Raw genomic sequence first — 18,920 nt, forward strand, 5'->3', positions numbered from 1 at the left:
GAATGTCCTACACAAAGAAAAAGGAAATGATAGCCATGCTTTTGGCAGGTGGGCAGGGAAGCCGATTAGGGGTTCTCACAAATCATGTTGCCAAACCGGCGGTACCCTTTGGAGGGAAATATCGAATTATCGATTTCCCTTTATCGAATTGTGTTAATTCCGGTATCGATACCATTGGGGTGCTTACCCAGTACCGTCCATTAGAGCTGAATGCCTATATCGGCAACGGCCAGCCTTGGGACCTGGATCGCAATTTTGGAGGGGTTACCATATTGCCTCCCTATGTAAAAGGGAAAGAAGGAGAGTGGTATAAAGGTACAGCGAATGCGATCTATCAAAATATGGAATTTATCGAGATGCACCATCCGGAATATGTACTCATTCTGTCGGGAGACCATGTTTATAAGATGAATTACGCCATGATGCTGGACTATCATATGGAAAGACAAGCGGATTGTACCATCGCGGTTTTAAACGTTCCTCTGGAGGAAGCAGGTAGATTTGGGGTAATGAATACCGACGAAAACCTTAAAGTCTATGAATTTGAAGAAAAACCGAAGGAACCTAAAAGTACGCTTGCCTCCATGGGTGTCTATATATTTAGCTGGGATAAGCTGAAAACCTATCTGATTGCGGATGAACAAAACAAAGGCTCGGAAAATGATTTTGGGAAGAATATCATTCCCGATATGCTGGAAGCAGGAGAAAGCCTGTATGCTTATGAGTTCAAAGGCTATTGGAAAGACGTAGGAACGGTAGAATCCCTTTGGGAGGCCAATATGGATCTGCTGAATCCCGACGTTCCTATCGAGTTAAATGATCCTCCCTGGAAAATTTATTCCCGTAATGTTATTTTACCGCCGCAATATATCGGAAATCGGGCAAAACTATATAATGCCAGCATTTCCGAAGGCTGCAGCATTCATGGAAAAATAGAAAACAGCATTATTTTCCCGGGAGTGACCGTACAGCAGGGAGCTGTCATCAGCAATTCCATCATTATGCCGGGAGTAGAAATCGGTTGTGATACGGTAGTGGAATATACCATCGTTGCCAATGACTGCAAAATTGGCCGCAATGTCAGACTAGGCGACTCCAAAACGAATCAGCCGGAATCTGATGTAAATCATCGAGAAATCACTGTGATCGGTCAGAATGTTGTGATTTCAGACCACGCCGTCATACCGGCAGGGGCTATGATTGAGAAGGATGTAAAGAGAATGGAGGGGAAAATATGAGCGGAGTATTAGGTATTATCTTTTCTTATTCTGACAGAGAGAATCTAAGAGAACTGACAAAGCTGCGAACCCTGTCCTCTCTGCCTTTCGGCGGAAAATACAGAATTATTGATTTCATTTTATCCAATTTTGTAAATTCCGATATTTATGATGTATCCATTATAACAAGAAACAATTACCATTCTCTTATCGACCACCTGGGATCCGGGAAAGAATGGGATCTTACAAGAAAAAGAGGGGGACTAAGAATTCTTTCTCCTTTATCCAATCCCGGCTCCACGGATACGGGAATTTACCGCGGGACCCTGGAAGCCCTTTCAAAAAATATGCATTCCATTAAACGCTCCATGGCAGAATACGTCATTTTATCAGGCAGCAATATTCTTTGCACTATGGATTATCAGGATATCCTGAAAAGTCATATGGAACGGAATGCGGACATTACCGCTGTCTATACGAACTCCATCAATGGCAGTCAAATTGTTCCCGCAGGGGTTACCATCATGCGTATGGACGATCAGGAACGAGTATTCGAGGTAAGCTTCAATACGGAAGACACCTATCCTCAGAATGTATCCTGGAGCCTTGGCATTTATGTGATCCGGAAATCATTACTGGAATCTCTGGTAGCAGACGCCATGTCCTACGGCAGATATGATTTTGACCGCGATATCATTCAGCGGCTTGCCGGCAGTCTGAATATCAAAGGGTATGAATATAAAAAGTATTTATTTGAAATCAGCAGTGTTACAGGCTATATGAAGGCCAATATGAGCCTGTTATCGGAAGAAATGAGAAAAAATGTTTTTGAACTGCCGGTATACACAAAGGTAAAGGATAGTGTTCCGGCTCAGTACTGCGCCGGATGTCAGGTGGAGAATTCCATCATATCGGATGGATGCCGGATTGAAGGAACCGTGATCAATTCCATCCTTTCCAGAGGAGTGAGAATCGGCAAGGGTGCCATTGTGAAAAATAGCATTATCATGCAGAATACTGAAATTATGAGGTATGTAGCTTTGGATCATGTTATCCTGGATAAGGATGTTATCGTTCGTGAAAGCCGACAGCTGGCAGGTCATGAAACCTATCCTGTCGTGATAGAAAAATTAAGTATCGTATAGGTGATCATACAATGAACATTTTATTTATCAGTACAGAGGCCGCTCCCTTTGCAAAAAGCGGCGGACTCGGCGATGTTATAGGCTCCTTACCTAAGGAACTGCTTGCACAGGGAATTGATGTCAGGGTGATGCTCCCCTTATACCGGAGCATCAAACAAAATCCTCAATATAAAATGAACTTTCTCCGGGATTTTACCCTGATGCTGTCCTGGAGAACGCAGTATTGCGGTATTTTTGAAATGAAGTACGAAGGGGTAACCTTTTATTTCCTGGATAATGAGCAATACTTTGGCAGAGATGCATATTATGGCTATGATGACGACGGAGAACGCTTTGCCTATTATTCCAAGGCAGCTTTAGATGTACTGCCTTATCTGGACTTTACCCCGGATATTCTCCATTGCAGTGAATGGCAGACCGCATTGGTACCTGTGTATTTGAAAACCTTATACAAAGGAAAGCCGGAATATGACAGGCTGAAAACCGTATTCACCATTCATAACATCGAATATCAGGGAAAATTTGACGGAGGGATCTTGCAGGATCTCCTTGGCATTTCCGAGGAGTATCGCGGAATTTTAGACTATAACGGCGGTATGAACTATATGAAAGGGGCCATCGTTACTTGTGATAAACTCACCACGGTGAGTCCCACCTACAGTGAAGAAATTCTGTATCCCTTCTACGGAAAAGGATTGGAGACGATCATTCAGGAGAATCAATATAAACTGTCGGGAATTTTAAACGGAATTGATACGAAAGCATTCAATCCGGCTCAGGATAACTGTCTTTGGGCAAAGTATTCAAAAAATACTTATATAAAGAAACACGCCAATAAAAGTGCTCTGCAGGAGAAACTGGGGCTATGGCAGAATGAGGATACACCCATACTGGCCATGATCGGAAGACTGACGGAACATAAGGGAATTGATCTTGTGATCCGTGTTTTTGATGAATTGATGGCAGAAAACGTTCAATTTGTACTTCTGGGAACCGGAGAAGAAAAATACGAAGCGTTTTTTAAAGAAAAAGCGCGGCAATACGGAGACCGCATATCAGTGACCATCGGCTTTTCCGGAGAACTTGCCAATCAGATCTATGCAGGGGCAGATTTGTTTCTAATGCCTTCTATCAGTGAGCCCTGCGGTCTTGCACAGATGATTTCCTTGCGTTACGGAACCATTCCCATTGTCAGGGAAACCGGTGGTTTAAAAGACAGCATCAAAGCCTACGATGCTGCAGCCGGCAAGGGAAACGGCGTAACCTTCGCCACTGTAAATGCTCAGGATATGCTGGGGGCGGTCAAAAGAGCCCTCTCTTTTTATCAGAATAAAGATCAGTGGGAGCGGCTGGTGAAAAACGGGATGGCAACCGATTTTTCATGGAAAAAATCAGCAAAAGAGTATATTAAAATTTATCATTCTTGTTTGGATTAAAATAGATTAGTACTAGGAAGGACCATCATTTATGATCGAAAAATTTTTGGCAAAGGAATTGATAGAACGGATAGAAGGAAAACTTCAGAGAAATTTTGGAAGAGAACCGGAGGATGCTACCAAACAACAGATTTTCAGGGCGGTCTGCCTTGTGATACGAGACATGATGTCTGAACTGTGGCTGGAGAATCAGGAAATACTAAACGACCCGGTTAAAAAACAAGTAATATATTTATCGATGGAATTTCTACCTGGAGCTTCCCTGAGAAACAATTTGTTCAATTTAGGCCTCAGCGAAGCCTTTCAAGAAGCATTGGCTGCTTACGGTCAGAATATTGAAGAACTATACGAATTGGAACCGGACGCAGGTCTCGGCAACGGCGGCCTCGGAAGACTGGCCTCCTGCTATCTTGATGCTGTCTCCTCACTGGAAATGGCAGGCCATGGCATGTCTATCTGTTATGAATATGGAATCTTTAAGCAAAAAATTCAAGATGGCAATCAGGTTGAAACGGCCGATGACTGGCTGAGCCTGGGTGATATCTGGCTGATAGAAAAAGAAGACGAAAAAGAGGAAGTCCATTTTGGAGGGAAACTTGAAGAAGTCTGGGATGATACCGGCAAAATGAAGTTGATACACAGAGATTATACCACTGTTATAGCCATTCCCAAAGATATGCTGATCACAGGCTTCGACAGCAGGGTGGTAAATACATTGAGATTGTGGCAGTCTACCTCCCCGATCAGCATTGACATGGGTTTATTTGCCAAAGGCGAATACCTGAAGTCTATGGAGGAAAAGCACAAAGCTGAGGTAATCTCTAAAATCCTATATCCGGAAGATGCCCATGAAGAAGGAAAAATGCTTCGAATCAATCAGCAATATTTCTTTATTTCAGCGTCTATGCATACTCTTGTGAAAAACCATTTAAAAGTAAGTGAAAACCTGGATGATTTTCATCATCATTATGCTGTACACATTAATGATACGCATCCCACCATGGCTATACCGGAGCTGATGCGGATTTTTATGGATGAATATGACTATGAATGGGAGAGCGCCTGGGATATCGTAACGAAAACCATATCCTACACCAATCATACCGTAATGCCGGAAGCATTGGAGCAGTGGCCGGAAAATCTCTTTGCAAAGCTGCTTCCAAGGCTGCATTCCATTGTGAAAGAAATCGACAGAAGACAAAACGCAAATCTTTTAAAAGCCTTTCCGGATGAGGAAGCCTTAAGAAATGAGATGGCGATTATTCATAATGGAAAACTCAGAATGGCAAACTTGTGTGTGACGGCCTCCCACACGGTAAACGGTGTGTCCGCCTTGCACAGCACCATCCTGAGAGAAAAGCTGTTCCACGGTTTTTACCGCATGACTCCCGATAAGTTTACAAATGTGACCAATGGAATTGCCTATAGAAGATGGCTGTGTCAGGCAAACCCCAAGTTGTCTGAACTGATTGAGGAGCTCTGCGGACCAGGCTTTAAAAAGGATGCTTCGGAGCTAGCCGGCCTGCTTGCTTATCAGGACGATGCCAGTGTATTGGAACGGCTGCGGTCTATTAAGAAAGAAAACAAATTGATTCTGGCCGAATACATCAAGAATCATAATAACATTATTGTAAACCCGGATTCTATTTTCGATGTACAGGTGAAAAGACTCCATGAATATAAACGTCAGCTCTTAAATCTGTTTCATATTATGGATTTATACAACCAGCTGCGTGAAAACCCGCAAATGGAAATGCAGCCCCGTACCTTTATTTTCGGAGCAAAGGCAGCAGCAGGCTATTATATGGCTAAACAGATCATCCGTCTTGCTTGTCAGCTGTCTGCCCAATTGGAAAAGGACCCTGCGGTAAGAGACCGAATTAAGCTTGTATTTTTAGAAAACTACTCCGTTTCACTATCGGAAATGATTATGCCCGCAGCCGAGGTCTCCGAACAAATTTCTTTGGCGGGAAAAGAAGCTTCGGGTACGGGCAATATGAAACTCATGCTCAACGGCGCTATAACCCTGGGAACCATGGATGGTGCCAACGTCGAGATCTACGAAGCTGTAGGCAGAGAAAACATGTTCCTGTTCGGCATGCAGGTTGAAGAAGTGGATCAGATGAATCAGGAAGGTCTGTACAGTCCCTGGTGCTATAGCCAGGGAAATGCAAATATTGCAAATATCCTGGAGCTGATGTCCAAAGGAATCAATGATGTATCCTTTATGGATATTGTAAATTCACTTACCACCGGATTTAACGGAGCCTCTGACCCGTATTATGTGATTGCCGATTTTGAAAGTTATAAGCAGGCGCAGAAAAATGTGACGGCTGCGTATCAGGATATCAACCGATGGCAGAAAATGTCTTTGGCGAATATTGCCGGGGCCGGTATTTTTTCTGCAGACCGCAGTGTAAAAGAGTATGCTGAGCGAATTTGGGGGATAGATTCCATCTATGATATACTTTGATTCAAAAAACAGAAATGATAAAAAGCCCTTCGGGGCTGTTTCACAAAATACCGAGCTTTTTTTGCATATCAAAGTGACAGAAGGCCGGCTTATGCAGTCGGCCTTTCTTGTTGTAGCTAAGGATAAGGAAGAAGAACTATTTATACAGGGAACGGGTGAAACAGGTGATTCCGGAGATGAGCATTTCTATTTTACCTGGAGGCCTGATGAAATCGGGCTTTATTTTTACTATTTTCTGGTCCGGGATGGTGACGGCAATACGGAGCAAACCGACCGATTTCAAATCACCATTTATAAAAGGAATTTTGAAACCCCTGCATGGCTGAAAGGTGGAATCATGTATCAGATTTTTCCTGATCGTTTTGCAAGGAGCCTAAGTTATCTTCCGCCCATTATCAATAAAGAATATGTTCTGCGTGAGGATTGGGGAGGCATGCCTTACTATCTCCCAGATGAACAGGGTATTGTTAGGAATCATGATTTTTTTGGCGGAAATCTCTGCGGAATTACGGAAAAACTTGATTATTTTCTTCAGCTGGGAGTTACCGTACTCTATTTGAACCCTATCTTTGAAGCCTATTCCAATCACCGGTATGATACGGCGGATTATAAAAAGATCGATCCCATGCTCGGCACAGAAGAGGATTTTGTAAATCTCTGCAGAGAAGCCGAATCCAGAGGGATTCGAATGATTCTGGATGGTGTTTTTAATCATACCGGGAGTGATAGCATCTACTTTAATAAATCTGGCAGATATCCCGAAGTTGGTGCCTACCAAAGTAAAGATTCCAAATATTCTTCATGGTACACCTTTCTGGAATATCCGGAGGTCTATGAAGCCTGGTGGGGCATTGATACGTTACCCAGTGTCAGAGAAACGGATCCTTCGTTTCTCGATTATATCATCCGGGATGAAAATTCTGTGATAAATCACTGGCTTCATTGCGGTGCTTCCGGTTACCGTTTGGATGTGGCCGATGAACTCCCGGATCTATTTCTGGAGGAACTGAGAACCACAGTGAAAATAAATGACCGGGAAGGCGCTGTCATTGGGGAAGTCTGGGAGGATGCCTCCAACAAAATATCCTATGGACAACGCCGCAAATATTTGCTGGGAGATCAACTGGATTCGGTGATGAACTATCCGCTCAAAGACGCTTTGATAGATTATCTGATCTATGAGAAAAATGGGCTGAAACTGGAAAGTCTGATCGACAATCTCTGGGAAAACTATCCAAAACCTGTTTTTACAGCATTGATGAACATTTTGGGGACACATGATACACCAAGGATCAGGACACTGTTAACTGAAAGTTGTGCGGATGAATTTGAAGCAAGACAGAGATTGTTTTTAGCGCTTCTTATTCAATTTTTTCTGCCCGGCATACCTTGTATTTACTACGGTGATGAATGGGGGATGCAAGGCGGCAGAGATCCCTTTAACAGACAATGCTTTAACGAAAAAACGGGAGATCAGGAAACTTTCAGATTTTATAAACGCCTGATCGCATTTCGAAAAAGAATTTCCGGACTTCGTGAATTAGAATACCAACCCCGTTATTCTGAAGGAAGCTTCTATTCTTTTTACAGGATGGGGGAAAGGGAGCGTATGGTTATCGCAGTAAATTCCGGAAGTGAAGATCATATTTTAGATTTTACTTTGACAAATCAGGAAAGGCTCAAAGATTTTTTTATCAGTGGTTCGGTTTCTTTTGAAACAGATCATTCTTTTCGAATAAAAGCCAATTCGGGAATAGCAGTTTACATTGGCAGTTGAAAGTCCGTCGATTGTATCGAATTTAATACATGACAAATATACCCATAAAGTATTGACATTTCAATCGTTCGCATTTATGATAGGTATGCAAACTTTCACACCATATATAGTATGATTACGTTTTGCAATTCATAAATGTTGTTCCTGTTTGGGTAAAAATGGAGGTTCGTAATAGTGGATAAAATCAAAAATATAGTAAAGAGAGATGGTCGTTGCACAGATTTTGACATCGAAAAAATTGCGAATGCCATCTATAAAGCAGCAGCAGTCCTTGGTGGCAAGGATCATATTATGGCTCATGATCTGGCCAGCAAGGTGGAACAATATTTACAAGATAGAGGTTTATGTCAGCCGACAGTCGAACAGGTACAGGATGCAGTTGAAAAAGTTCTGATTGAAAACGGTCATGCGAGAACTGCCAAAGAGTATATCCTTTACAGGGCGGAACGAACCAGAATCAGAGAAATGAATACGCGCCTGATGAAAGTTTATGAAGATCTCACCTTCAAAGAGGCTCAGGACAATGATATCAAGCGTGAAAATGCCAATATAGACGGAGATACGGCCATGGGCACCATGCTCAAATACGGATCCGAGGGGGCAAAACAGTTCTATGAAATGTTTGTTCTTCATCCTGAGCATTCCAAAGCACATATTGAAGGAGATATTCATATTCATGATCTTGATTTCCTGACATTGACCACTACCTGCTGTCAGATTGATCTGGAAAAACTGTTTCGGGGCGGCTTTTCAACGGGGCATGGTTTTTTAAGGGAACCCAATGATATCCAAAGCTATGCGGCACTTGCCTGTATTGCCATTCAGTCGAATCAGAATGACCAGCATGGAGGTCAAAGCGTTCCGAATTTTGATTACGGTATGGCAAACGGTGTTAAAAAAACATATAAAAAATTGTATTGGAATAATCTCGGAAAAGCCATGGATACCTTATGCAATACCGAGAATGGCGAATCCAAGGCAAAGGAGATCGGACAGGCGGTTGAAAGTACTTATGGCATGGTACCTGTTTTAGCCGATGATAATGAATATGCTGAAAAAGAAGCGGAGTTCTTAAAAGAATTCTTAACGGAAGATCAGGCCGGCAAAGTTCAGACTGTTGCTAAAAATTATGCACAGAAAGAAATCAGAAGGGCAACCTATCAGGCGATGGAAGCCTTTGTACATAATCTCAATACCATGCATTCCAGAGCCGGTGCTCAAATTCCGTTCAGCTCCATCAATTACGGAATGGATACCAGCCCGGAAGGAAGGCTTGTGACGGAGTGCGTTTTAAAAGCAACAGATGCAGGACTGGGAAACGGTGAAACCGCTATCTTCCCGATTCATATCTTTAAAGTCAAGGAAGGAATCAGCTATAATCCGGGAGACCCGAACTATGATCTTTTCCAGTTGGCCTGCAAGGTTTCTGCAAAACGGCTGTTCCCCAATTTTTCCTTTATTGATGCACCTTTTAATCTGCAGTATTATGTTCCTGGAAATCATGATACGGAAGTGGCTTATATGGGCTGCAGAACCCGTGTTATCGGCAATGTACATGATAAAACCCGGCAGACAGTGGGCGGAAGAGGCAATTTGAGCTTTACCTCCATTAATCTGCCTAGAATTGCCATCAAAGCAAACGGAAATTTGGATATTTTCTTTGAGGACCTGGACCGAAAGATTTCTTTGGTAATCAGTCAGCTTATGGAAAGATACAAAATTCAGGCATCCAAGAAGGTTAAGAATTATCCCTTCCTGATGGGACAGGGTATTTGGATGGATTCCGATAAGCTTGGCTCCAATGACAGCGTAGGCGAAATTTTAAAACACGGTACGTTGACTATGGGCTTTATCGGGCTTGCAGAATGCTTGAAGGCATTGATCGGGAGTCATCACGGAGAAACTCAGGAAGCCAGAAATTTAGGTCTGAATATCGTTGGCTATATGAGAAAGAGGATGGACGAAGAATCTGCCAAAACAGGCTTTAATTATACGCTCATCGCAACGCCTGCCGAAGGTTTATCCGGAAGATTTGTTCGGATTGACAGAGAACGATATGGGGAGATAGAAGGAGTGACAGACAGAGAGTATTATACAAACTCTTTCCACATTCCTGTTTACCATAATATATCAGCCTATGACAAAATTAAGATTGAGGCTCCATACCACAGCCTTACCAACGCCGGCCACATAACCTACGTTGAACTGGATGGGGATCCGATAAAAAATCTGGATGCCTTTGAACGCATTGTAAGATGCATGAAAGAAAGCGGAATCGGCTACGGGTCCATCAATCATCCTGTGGATAGAGATCCGGTTTGCGGATATACTGGTATTATAGATAACGAATGTCCGAAGTGTCACCGAAGTGAAGAAGAGGGGCCTTACGGTTTTGAGAGGATCCGCAGAATTACCGGATACCTTGTGGGAACAGTAGACAGATTCAACAACGCCAAGCGGGCAGAAGAAAGTCAGAGAGTCAAACACAGTCTGCAGGAAGGTTTTGAAATTATATGAGCCTTGCTGCGGAATCGTTGAGAATCGCCGGGATTGTAAGAGAATCCATTGTAGACGGACCCGGCCTGCGATTTGTTATCTTTGCGCAGGGCTGCCCACATCGATGCAAAGGCTGCCACAACGAATCCACCCATGATTTTGAAGGCGGTTACCTTTGCACATTGGAGAAAATTATCTCTGAGATTGACAAAAATCCTCTGCTTACAGGTGTTACTTTTTCCGGCGGCGAACCTTTCTGCCAGCCCAGGGAGTTTTCACTTCTGGGTTCGGAAATAAAAGCCCGGGGCCTGGATCTGATTGCTTATTCCGGATATACCCTGGAACAGCTGCTGGAGATGAAAAAAGAAAACAGCTTTATCGATCAATTGCTGCATAAGATCGATTCTCTGGTTGACGGACCTTTCCTTTTGGAGGAACGAGATTTGACTTTAGCTTTTCGGGGAAGCAAGAATCAACGAATGATCGATATGTCGGAAATATGGCAGCAAAGATTTGAATAAATTTAGAATTTAAGAAAAAAATGTTGTACAAAAGATGGCGTGTATGGTATAATAGCCCTTGTTTGATGTAAAAATATGATTGCTTAGGAGCATTGCAATATAAAAGGAGGTGCGGCAGATGTCAAGAAAGTGTGAAATATGCGGAAAAGGTCAAGTTTCCGGAAATAACGTTTCCCATTCCAACAGACATACAAGAAGAAAGTGGAATGCAAACATTCAGACTGTAAAAGTTGATGATAACGGAACTGTTTCAAGAAAAAACGTATGCACAAGATGCATTAGAAGTAATAAAATCAACCGCGCTATCTAATTGGTACAAATTAAAAGCCTGCAAATGTTGCAGGCTTTTTTTTATGTTAGCAGCAGAATAGCTTATATCCGCAAAAGATCATCAATCCGCCCATGATGATGAGCCAGAGTTTTGACGGCAGAAGAAAAGCGCATAGCGTTACGACTCCGATAATAATCAATATAAGACCGAAAAGCTCCACTTCGCCGGGTCTTCGGCAGCATACCTTTCTACGTTTCAGATTCCACATACTTCAACACTTCCCATCCAGTTAAATGATTTTGATCAGGTAAAGAATATAATAGCAGCAATAGACAACACTAAAACGACCAGCAGACAATACCACACAAAAACCGGGACGGTATGTACTATGATCACCGCACCTATGATTGCCATTATGACACCAAGAAGTTTCAATAATACTTTATTTCTTCTCAATACAAACCACCCAGTAACATAATATGATTGGGAACGTCTTATCGTGCAAAAATAATTTTTAACCTATATAACGAGTATAAAGGTACAGAGGTAAGAAAATTTTTCTACAGTCGAAAAATTTTCTCTGATGTGTTATAAAAAATATGGTAAAATGAACGAAAGTAAGGGGGCGAGGTTTTGTTTTACAAGGCAGAGACACAGCTTGGAAATATAGGAATCGAAAAGGCCGTAATAGGCAGAATTATTACGGAGGCAGTGGAGGAATTCCATGGAAAAGTGGTCATTTCAAATTATAAAGGAAAAGTTTCCGGATTAGTGGCTAAAATCGGAGGAATCGACGATGTTAATTATATGGAAATCACTTTGGGCGAAAAAGGCTTGGATATCAAAGTGTTTATCATGATAAAATTCGGAACCAGTATCAGCAAGGTGACAGATCAACTGATTCGGAATATTAAGAACAATGTGGAAGAGTTTACCGGAATGGAAGCAAACAGTATTGCGGTGGTGGTTACCGGTATGTTTTCAAAGCAAATAGTAAAAAGAAATATTGAAGTAAGAGGATAGGAATCTGATATGAATTTGCATGATAAAACCTCCGCAATAAAAGGAATCGGGGCGAAAAAAGCAAGTGCCTTAAAAAAATTGAATATTGAAAACATTGAAGATTTTTTTAGTTTTTATCCCAGAGATTATGAAGACAGGCGGGAAAGAAAAGAGATCCGGTCCTTGACCGATGGAGAAACCGCACTGATTAAAGGGAAAGTGATTTTGCTTGTAAAAGGAAAAAGCAGATTTCAAAGGAAACAGACACTGAAACTGCTGGTTCAGGATGATACAGGCTCCATAGAAATCATTTTTTTTCATTCGGGCTATTTGGATAAGGTGCTGATAAAAGATGAAGAATATGATTTTTATGGCAAAGTTTCCGTCAGCTTAGGGAAAGTACAAATGCTCCATCCGGATTTTACAAAGTATGAGCCGGAGAATGAGCAAACCATATTACCAGTTTATCCATTAACCAGCGGCATATCACAAGGAGAAATGAGAAAATGGCAAAAGGAAACGGCCGTCTTTCTGCCTGAGGTTTCAGAGTATTTGCCTGCAGATATGATCGACAGGAATCGGCTCTGCGGCATTCAATATGCCTTGGAACATATCCACTTCCCGAAAGACAAGCAAAAGCTGAAGGAGGCCAAATACCGGCTGATTTTTGAAGAACTTCTGCTGCTGCAAACCGGACTGCTGGCCATGAAAAACCGTGTCACCGCAAATCAACAAGGAATTCAGTTTTCCAATGCGGTGAGAATGGAAGAATATGCCTCAGGCCTTCCCTATAAGCTTACGGGTGCCCAAAGAAGAGTGATTTCTGAAATCAATGATGATATGGAATCCATGAAGGTTATGAACCGGTTGGTGCAGGGAGACGTAGGTTCCGGTAAAACTGCAGTGGCTGCCTGTGCCATCTTTAAGGCCGTAAAAAGTGGATATCAGGCAGTTTTAATGGCCCCTACCGAACTTTTGGCAAGACAGCATTATGATGGCCTGCAGAAGGAATTTTTAAAGTATGGTATCAAAACAGGTTTTTTATCCGGCAGCATACAGGCAAAGGAGAAAAAGATCCTATTGGAAGAACTGCTTTCCGGGGAGATTGATGTAGTCATCGGCACTCATGCGGTGATTCAGCCGGGAGTAAAATTTTTCAATTTAGGACTCGTTATTACAGATGAGCAGCACCGATTTGGGGTGAACCAAAGAGCGATCTTATCTCAGAAAGGTGAGAATCCCGATATTCTGGTCATGACCGCCACGCCGATTCCAAGAACACTGGCTGTTATATTATATGGAGATCTTGATATCTCCATTATTGACGAAATGCCTCCGGGCAGACAACCTATTATTACACGAATCGTAAATTCCGAGACAAGAGAAGCTTCTTATGAATTTGTGAAAAGGGAAGTCCGGAAAGGCAGGCAGGCCTATGTAGTAGCCCCGTTAATTGCAGAATCCGATACCATGGATATTAAGTCTGCCTTGGGCTTATACGATGAATTGAAGGAGAAGTTTAAAAGCTTTATAATCGCCTTTTTACATGGCGGGATGAAGCAGCAGGATAAGGATAGGATCATGAAGGAATTCTCCGAAGGCTTCATTGATATCTTGATTTCAACAGTGGTTATTGAGGTTGGAATCAACGTTCCCAATGCAACCATCATGCTGATAGAAAATGCGGAACGATTTGGTCTTGCACAGCTTCATCAGCTCAGAGGACGTGTGGGCAGAGGCGAGGAACAATCCTATTGTGTTTTGATCACAAGTGGTAAAAGTAAAATAGCGCAGGAAAGAGCTGAAATTATGAAGTCTACAACAGATGGCTTTATCATTGCGGAAAAGGATTTACAATTAAGAGGTCCTGGAGAGTTTTTCGGCATGAGGCAGCATGGGGTGCCGGATTTAAAACTTGCGGATCTGGTAAAGCATATTAAAATCTTGAATACCGTCAGAGATGAAGCCGCTCTGATTCTTACGGATGATGCATTTTTGGCAAAACAGTCGAATCAGGACTTCAGAAAAAAAATTGACAAATTATTTCAGCAAACAGTTCATTTTAGCATATAAAGAAAACATCTGCTTTCGAAGGCTTTGTATCTATAAATGAATTTATTGTATGACATATTTTTTTGCCTGCAGGAGAAATTATTACTTATCAGGAGGTGAAAAAAATGGTTTTACAAAAGAAAATAGAAGATGCAAAGCCTGCATTAAATAACATGAAAACGGAGATTGCAAATGAATTAGGAATTACAAGTTACCAGGATTACCAGGAAATGGATAAAGGAAAGCTTACCTCTAGACAGAATGGAAATGTTGGCGGTTATCTTGGAGGTTCCATGACGAAAAAACTTGTTGAGATGGCAGAGCAGCAATTGTCAGGAAAATAATCATGAAAAATGATTCATAAATAAGTATCCACTGGGATAGCTGGTGGATATTTATTTGCTTTTTTTAGACTTTATGGTAAAATGAAGGGTAGTGAAGGAGGCTTTTACATTTGCGTATTATAGCTGGAGAGTTAAAAGGGAGGAAATTATTTACTCCTAATGTGAATACTATCAGACCTACTTCTGATAAAGTGAAGGAATCCATTTTTAGCATGATTGCAGAATATCTGGAAGATGCTATTGTCATAGATCTTTTTTCAGGAACGGGTAACCTGGGATTGGAAGCCATCAGCAGAGGCGCCAGCCGCTGTTATTTTGGGGACAAGTCCAAGGAGAGTCTTGATTTAACCTTAAAGAACATTGCTCACTGTAAAGTGCAGGATCGATCCATCCTGTTTCACGGAGACTTTGAGAAAGTATTGGCAAGAATTCAGGAGAAGGCAGACATTATTTTTCTTGATCCGCCATACCGAGACGGGCTGCTGGATAAATGTTCAAATCAGATTCATGAAATGTCAATTCTGAAGGAAGATGGAATCATTGTAGCAGAACATGGTGCAGATGAACAATTACCGGAGATCGTATATGGTTTTAGAAAAATAAAAGAGCGAAGATACGGAACCATTGCAATTTCAATTTATGCGGTTAATTTGGAGGAATAGGAAATGATAAAAAAGGTTCTTTATGCAGGCTCTTTTGATCCCATTACCAATGGGCATCTGGATTTAATTAACAGAGCGGCAAAACTTGGAGATATTTTAGTCGTAGGCGTTATCGAAAATCGTTCAAAAAAACCATTTTTTACGGTTGAGGAAAGAATGGATATGATCGAAAAAGCTACCGACCATATTCCCAATATTGAAGTGGATCATTTTGATGGCCTCTTGGCTCATTATGTGAAACAGAATAATATAGATGTAGTGATAAGAGGCCTCAGAGCTACCATGGATTTTGAATATGAAATACAAATGGCACAAATGAATGCAAGGCTCTACAATAATGATGTAGAAACCGTTTTTCTTATGACAAGTCCGGATTATTCTTTTGTCAGTTCCAGCATTGTAAAGGAAGTTTTTACTTTAAACGGTGATATCAAAGGGTTGGTGCCCGATAAAGTATTGGAGTACATGGAAAGAAAATGTAAGAAATAAAAGGGAGGGAATTCATTAGATGAAGGTTTTGGAACTATTGGATGAGATTGAAGAAATTGTAGATACAAGTTCAGGCTTTCCGCTAACGGGAAAAATTTTAGTGGATGCTGAAGAAATACTGGAAATCGTTAAGGAGATCCGCGTAGAACTGCCGGATGAAATTCAGCAGGCACAATGGATCAAAGATGAGCGGCAGCGGATTCTGGAAGAGGCAAAAAGAGAATATGAATCCATTTTAAAGGATGCAAAGATGCAGGCGGAAGCCTTGATAGAAAACGACGATATCACGGTGAAAGCGAAACTTCGAGCTGATGAAATCATAAAGATAGCCGAATCCAATGTAAAAGCACTGAAAATGAGTACCTTTGATTACATAGACAGCATCCTGTACAATTTTCAGGACAAGATGGATCAATTGAATTCCATTTATTTCCACGACATGTTTACAAACCTTCAGAATACCTTTGACAAGGTCAATAATACCATTCTGGATAACAGAAATGAAATCAAAGAAATGGTCTACCGAGCGCAGATGGAAAATGAAGATTAAAGCATAATGCTCATACTTTTCTAATATTATTAGGTATGAGAAATTTAAATGAGAAGAGAACAACTTATATATTTGCCGGCACCATTGCAGGTGCCGGATGTCTGGTTATGATAGCCTTTCCGGCCATAGCCTTGGACTCCGCACAAAAAGGGGTTTCATTGTGGGCAAGCTCTGTGCTTCCGGCATTGCTCCCTTTTTTTATTTGCGCAAATTTTATGATCGCCCTGGGGCTTCCAAACATCATAGGAAAATTCTTTGAAAAATCATTTCGTGCCATTTTTGATGCACCGGGAGTTTCCGCTTTCGTATTTACCATCAGTATCACATCAGGTTATCCTATGGGGGCTAAATTGATCGGTGATATGGCAAGACGAAAAGAAATCTCTAAAATGGATGCAATGAAAATGCTGTCCTTCTGCAGTACATCAGGCCCTTTATTTATGCTGGGTGCAGTGGGTGCAGGAATGCTGGGATCCCCTGCAGCCGGAGCTGTCATAGCTGGTTCTCATTATTTAGGCGCATTGATCAATGGTTTGCTGTATCGATTGTTCTATGGATGGAAAGCACTACTTGTCGGGGAGCAGTACCATAAAAGCCGAAAAATAACCGCTTCAAAATGGAAAGACTGTTTTGAAAGGGCGAAAGAACCATCTGTACTAACAGGAAGTCTTCTCGATGTCTTTACCGATTCCATATTGTCCGCATTCCGTGCACTGGGTATCATCTGCGGCTATATTGTTTTATTTACCCTAATAACCGATTTCATTCAATTCTCCGGAATGTTAAATTATATCGGCACCGGCTATGGCAAAAGCCTGGTGAAAGGGTTTTTTGAAATGACGGTAGGATGTAACAGTGTATCATCAAACATTGATCTCTCTTTGGCACTGAAATGTGTCGTTTGCTCCTTTCTGATCTCCTGGGGCGGCTTATCTGTTTTTGCCCAGTCTATGAGCATGCTCGCCGGCTTGGAAATCAGTATCGGAAATTATCTGATGATGAAGATCTCCCATGGCATTCTGGCGGCTGTCCTTGCATGGTTCATGGGGCCTTACATTCTGGATCTGGATATAGCCAGTACAGGTGCTTTTGGCCAGGAGGAACTGGTCAGAAACCTTGGCTTTGTTTATCAATTGTTATTTTCCACCAAAATGGTTATAATGGTTATAATCATCTTTGTACTGACCGTTGCTTTAGAAAAAATAATGAGGAAAATACATGAACGTTTTAGCGATCATAGCGGAGTATAACCCCTTTCATAACGGGCATTATTATCATTTAAAAGAATCCGTAAAAGCGGTAAATGCGGACTATACCATTTGTATTATGAGTGGAAATTTTATGCAAAGGGGAGAACCTGCACTGCTTAACAAATGGATAAGATCAAGAATGGCTGTTGAAAACGGCATAGATTTAGTTTTTGAACTGCCCTTTGTCTTTGCATGCAATAATGCAGAATATTTTGCCAAGGGTGCTGTTGATATACTGAACAGGCTGGGATGCGTCAGCCATTTGTCCTTTGGGAGCGAAATCGGAAGCATTACCCGGCTCGCTGAAGCAGCAAACCATCTGGCCGCAGAGACGCCGGAACTGAGTGAATTGATCAGGAGTTTTGCCGATCTGGGGATTTCCTATCCGAAAGCACGATATGAGGCTCTGAAGGAATATACGGATCCTCAGACAGCGGAAGTATTGAAAGAGGCAAACAACATTCTTGGTGTTGAATATTTGAAACAGCTTCAACAGACGAAAAGCAGGATTCAACCGATTACGATAAAGCGCTATGGGACAGGCTATCATGATAAAGGGTTCTATGAGAATATAGCAAGTGCTACCGCAATCCGTCATAAATTAAGCGAGTCTGAAGAACTGGAATCGTTGAAGCAGTACCTCCCAACCCCAAGTTTTGAAGTGTTGAATGAATTTAATGAGGATATTAACTTATTCTTTGATGGTTTTTATAAGCTGCTGATTTATCGAATCCTGACGGAAGAAAAAGAGAACCTGAATGCAGTGCTGTCAGCCACGGAAGGCCTTGAGAACAAAGTCTGGAAGGCTGCCAAAACGGCGGTGAATTTCGAATCCATGATAAAAGCAGTAAAGTCCAAACGTTATACAGCAACCAGAATTCAACGCCTATTTACTCATATATTGGTAAATCTGAATAAAAAAAGTTTTCAAAGTATTCTAAAGGAAGAACTTAATTATGGCAGAATTTTAGCCTTTAATCAAAAAGGTGCCGCACTTTTAAAAAAGATAAAAAAAGAAGAATTAAGCACCATCCCAATTTTGACCAATATAAACAGGGAACTTCCGAAGGATGCCGGAGAGTGGAAACTTCTTCAATACGATATTGCCGCTTCAGATGTCTACAACCTGGTAACCGTCGGTGAAGTCTACAAGTATTCCGATTATATCATGAAGCCTTATAATCATTTTATATCCAATGAATTTGTCTAAAATACTTGAAAAAAAGTTGGTTTGG

General features: G+C 41.6%; 17 protein-coding genes. 16 read left to right on the forward strand and 1 reads right to left on the reverse strand.

The annotated features are described in order from the left end of the window. Window positions 1–2: 2 nt before the first annotated feature. The 8 genes from KCX82_RS01410 (at window position 3) to rpmB (ending at window position 11,375) form a co-directional block, all read left to right on the forward strand. The gene (locus KCX82_RS01410; protein ID WP_227016645.1) at window positions 3–1,238 is read left to right on the forward strand and encodes a glucose-1-phosphate adenylyltransferase; all 1,236 of its coding nucleotides are present in this window, start codon (window positions 3–5) and stop codon (window positions 1,236–1,238) included. After that, a complete protein-coding gene (glgD, locus tag KCX82_RS01415; RefSeq protein WP_227016646.1) occupies window positions 1,235–2,362 on the forward strand; it encodes a glucose-1-phosphate adenylyltransferase subunit GlgD in 1,128 nt (375 codons plus the stop codon). The genes KCX82_RS01410 and glgD overlap by 4 nt, the downstream gene beginning before the upstream one ends. An 11-nt stretch (window positions 2,363–2,373) precedes the next feature. After that, window positions 2,374–3,798, forward strand: a complete 1,425-nt coding sequence (gene glgA / locus KCX82_RS01420; RefSeq protein ID WP_227016647.1) for a glycogen synthase GlgA — start codon at window positions 2,374–2,376, stop codon at window positions 3,796–3,798. 31 nt (window positions 3,799–3,829) lie between these two features. Beyond that, window positions 3,830–6,271 carry a glycogen/starch/alpha-glucan phosphorylase gene (locus tag KCX82_RS01425; RefSeq protein WP_227016648.1) on the forward strand — a complete coding sequence of 814 codons (2,442 nt, stop codon included), beginning with the start codon at window positions 3,830–3,832 and terminating at the stop codon, window positions 6,269–6,271. Next, window positions 6,258–8,048 carry a glycoside hydrolase family 13 protein gene (locus KCX82_RS01430; protein ID WP_227016649.1) on the forward strand — a complete coding sequence of 597 codons (1,791 nt, stop codon included), beginning with the start codon at window positions 6,258–6,260 and terminating at the stop codon, window positions 8,046–8,048. The genes KCX82_RS01425 and KCX82_RS01430 overlap by 14 nt, the downstream gene beginning before the upstream one ends. Window positions 8,049–8,222: 174 nt before the next feature. Beyond that, window positions 8,223–10,565 carry an anaerobic ribonucleoside triphosphate reductase gene (locus tag KCX82_RS01435; protein WP_227016650.1) on the forward strand — a complete coding sequence of 781 codons (2,343 nt, stop codon included), beginning with the start codon at window positions 8,223–8,225 and terminating at the stop codon, window positions 10,563–10,565. Further along, a complete protein-coding gene (gene nrdG, locus KCX82_RS01440) occupies window positions 10,562–11,065 on the forward strand; it encodes an anaerobic ribonucleoside-triphosphate reductase activating protein (RefSeq protein ID WP_227016651.1) in 504 nt (167 codons plus the stop codon). The genes KCX82_RS01435 and nrdG overlap by 4 nt, the downstream gene beginning before the upstream one ends. 118 nt (window positions 11,066–11,183) lie before the next feature. Then, window positions 11,184–11,375 (forward strand): 50S ribosomal protein L28, encoded by a 192-nt coding sequence (gene rpmB, locus KCX82_RS01445; protein ID WP_227016652.1) that lies wholly within the window; start codon window positions 11,184–11,186, stop codon window positions 11,373–11,375. A 46-nt stretch (window positions 11,376–11,421) separates the two neighbouring features. Here rpmB and KCX82_RS01450 read toward each other — a convergent pair whose 3' ends face one another. Continuing rightward, window positions 11,422–11,604, reverse strand: a complete 183-nt coding sequence (locus KCX82_RS01450; protein WP_227016653.1) for a hypothetical protein — start codon at window positions 11,602–11,604, stop codon at window positions 11,422–11,424. 365 nt (window positions 11,605–11,969) lie between these two features. On the opposite strand from KCX82_RS01450, the gene KCX82_RS01455 reads away from it, so the two are divergent. The 8 genes from KCX82_RS01455 (at window position 11,970) to KCX82_RS01490 (ending at window position 18,895) form a co-directional block, all read left to right on the forward strand. After that, window positions 11,970–12,359: an Asp23/Gls24 family envelope stress response protein gene (locus KCX82_RS01455; protein ID WP_227016654.1), complete on the forward strand. Its 390-nt coding sequence runs from the start codon at window positions 11,970–11,972 to the stop codon at window positions 12,357–12,359. Window positions 12,360–12,368: 9 nt separating this feature from the next. Continuing rightward, a complete protein-coding gene (recG, locus tag KCX82_RS01460) occupies window positions 12,369–14,411 on the forward strand; it encodes an ATP-dependent DNA helicase RecG (protein WP_227016655.1) in 2,043 nt (680 codons plus the stop codon). A gap of 104 nt (window positions 14,412–14,515) precedes the next feature. Next, window positions 14,516–14,734: an alpha/beta-type small acid-soluble spore protein gene (locus KCX82_RS01465; protein ID WP_227016656.1), complete on the forward strand. Its 219-nt coding sequence runs from the start codon at window positions 14,516–14,518 to the stop codon at window positions 14,732–14,734. Between the two features lie 110 nt (window positions 14,735–14,844). Further along, on the forward strand, window positions 14,845–15,396 hold the full coding sequence (gene rsmD, locus KCX82_RS01470; RefSeq protein WP_227016657.1) for a 16S rRNA (guanine(966)-N(2))-methyltransferase RsmD: 552 nt from the start codon (window positions 14,845–14,847) through the stop codon (window positions 15,394–15,396). A 3-nt stretch (window positions 15,397–15,399) separates the two neighbouring features. After that, the gene (gene coaD, locus KCX82_RS01475; protein ID WP_227016658.1) at window positions 15,400–15,885 is read left to right on the forward strand and encodes a pantetheine-phosphate adenylyltransferase; all 486 of its coding nucleotides are present in this window, start codon (window positions 15,400–15,402) and stop codon (window positions 15,883–15,885) included. 19 nt (window positions 15,886–15,904) lie between these two features. After that, the gene (locus KCX82_RS01480) at window positions 15,905–16,435 is read left to right on the forward strand and encodes an ATP synthase subunit B family protein (RefSeq protein ID WP_227016659.1); all 531 of its coding nucleotides are present in this window, start codon (window positions 15,905–15,907) and stop codon (window positions 16,433–16,435) included. Window positions 16,436–16,470: 35 nt separating this feature from the next. Continuing rightward, window positions 16,471–17,685 carry a hypothetical protein gene (locus KCX82_RS01485; protein WP_227016660.1) on the forward strand — a complete coding sequence of 405 codons (1,215 nt, stop codon included), beginning with the start codon at window positions 16,471–16,473 and terminating at the stop codon, window positions 17,683–17,685. Continuing rightward, on the forward strand, window positions 17,654–18,895 hold the full coding sequence (locus KCX82_RS01490) for a nucleotidyltransferase (RefSeq protein ID WP_227016661.1): 1,242 nt from the start codon (window positions 17,654–17,656) through the stop codon (window positions 18,893–18,895). The genes KCX82_RS01485 and KCX82_RS01490 overlap by 32 nt, the downstream gene beginning before the upstream one ends. Window positions 18,896–18,920 lie beyond the last annotated feature (25 nt).

This window comes from Sinanaerobacter chloroacetimidivorans, assembly GCF_018128545.1.
GTDB classification, from domain to species: Bacteria; Bacillota; Clostridia; order Peptostreptococcales; family Anaerovoracaceae; genus Sinanaerobacter; species Sinanaerobacter chloroacetimidivorans.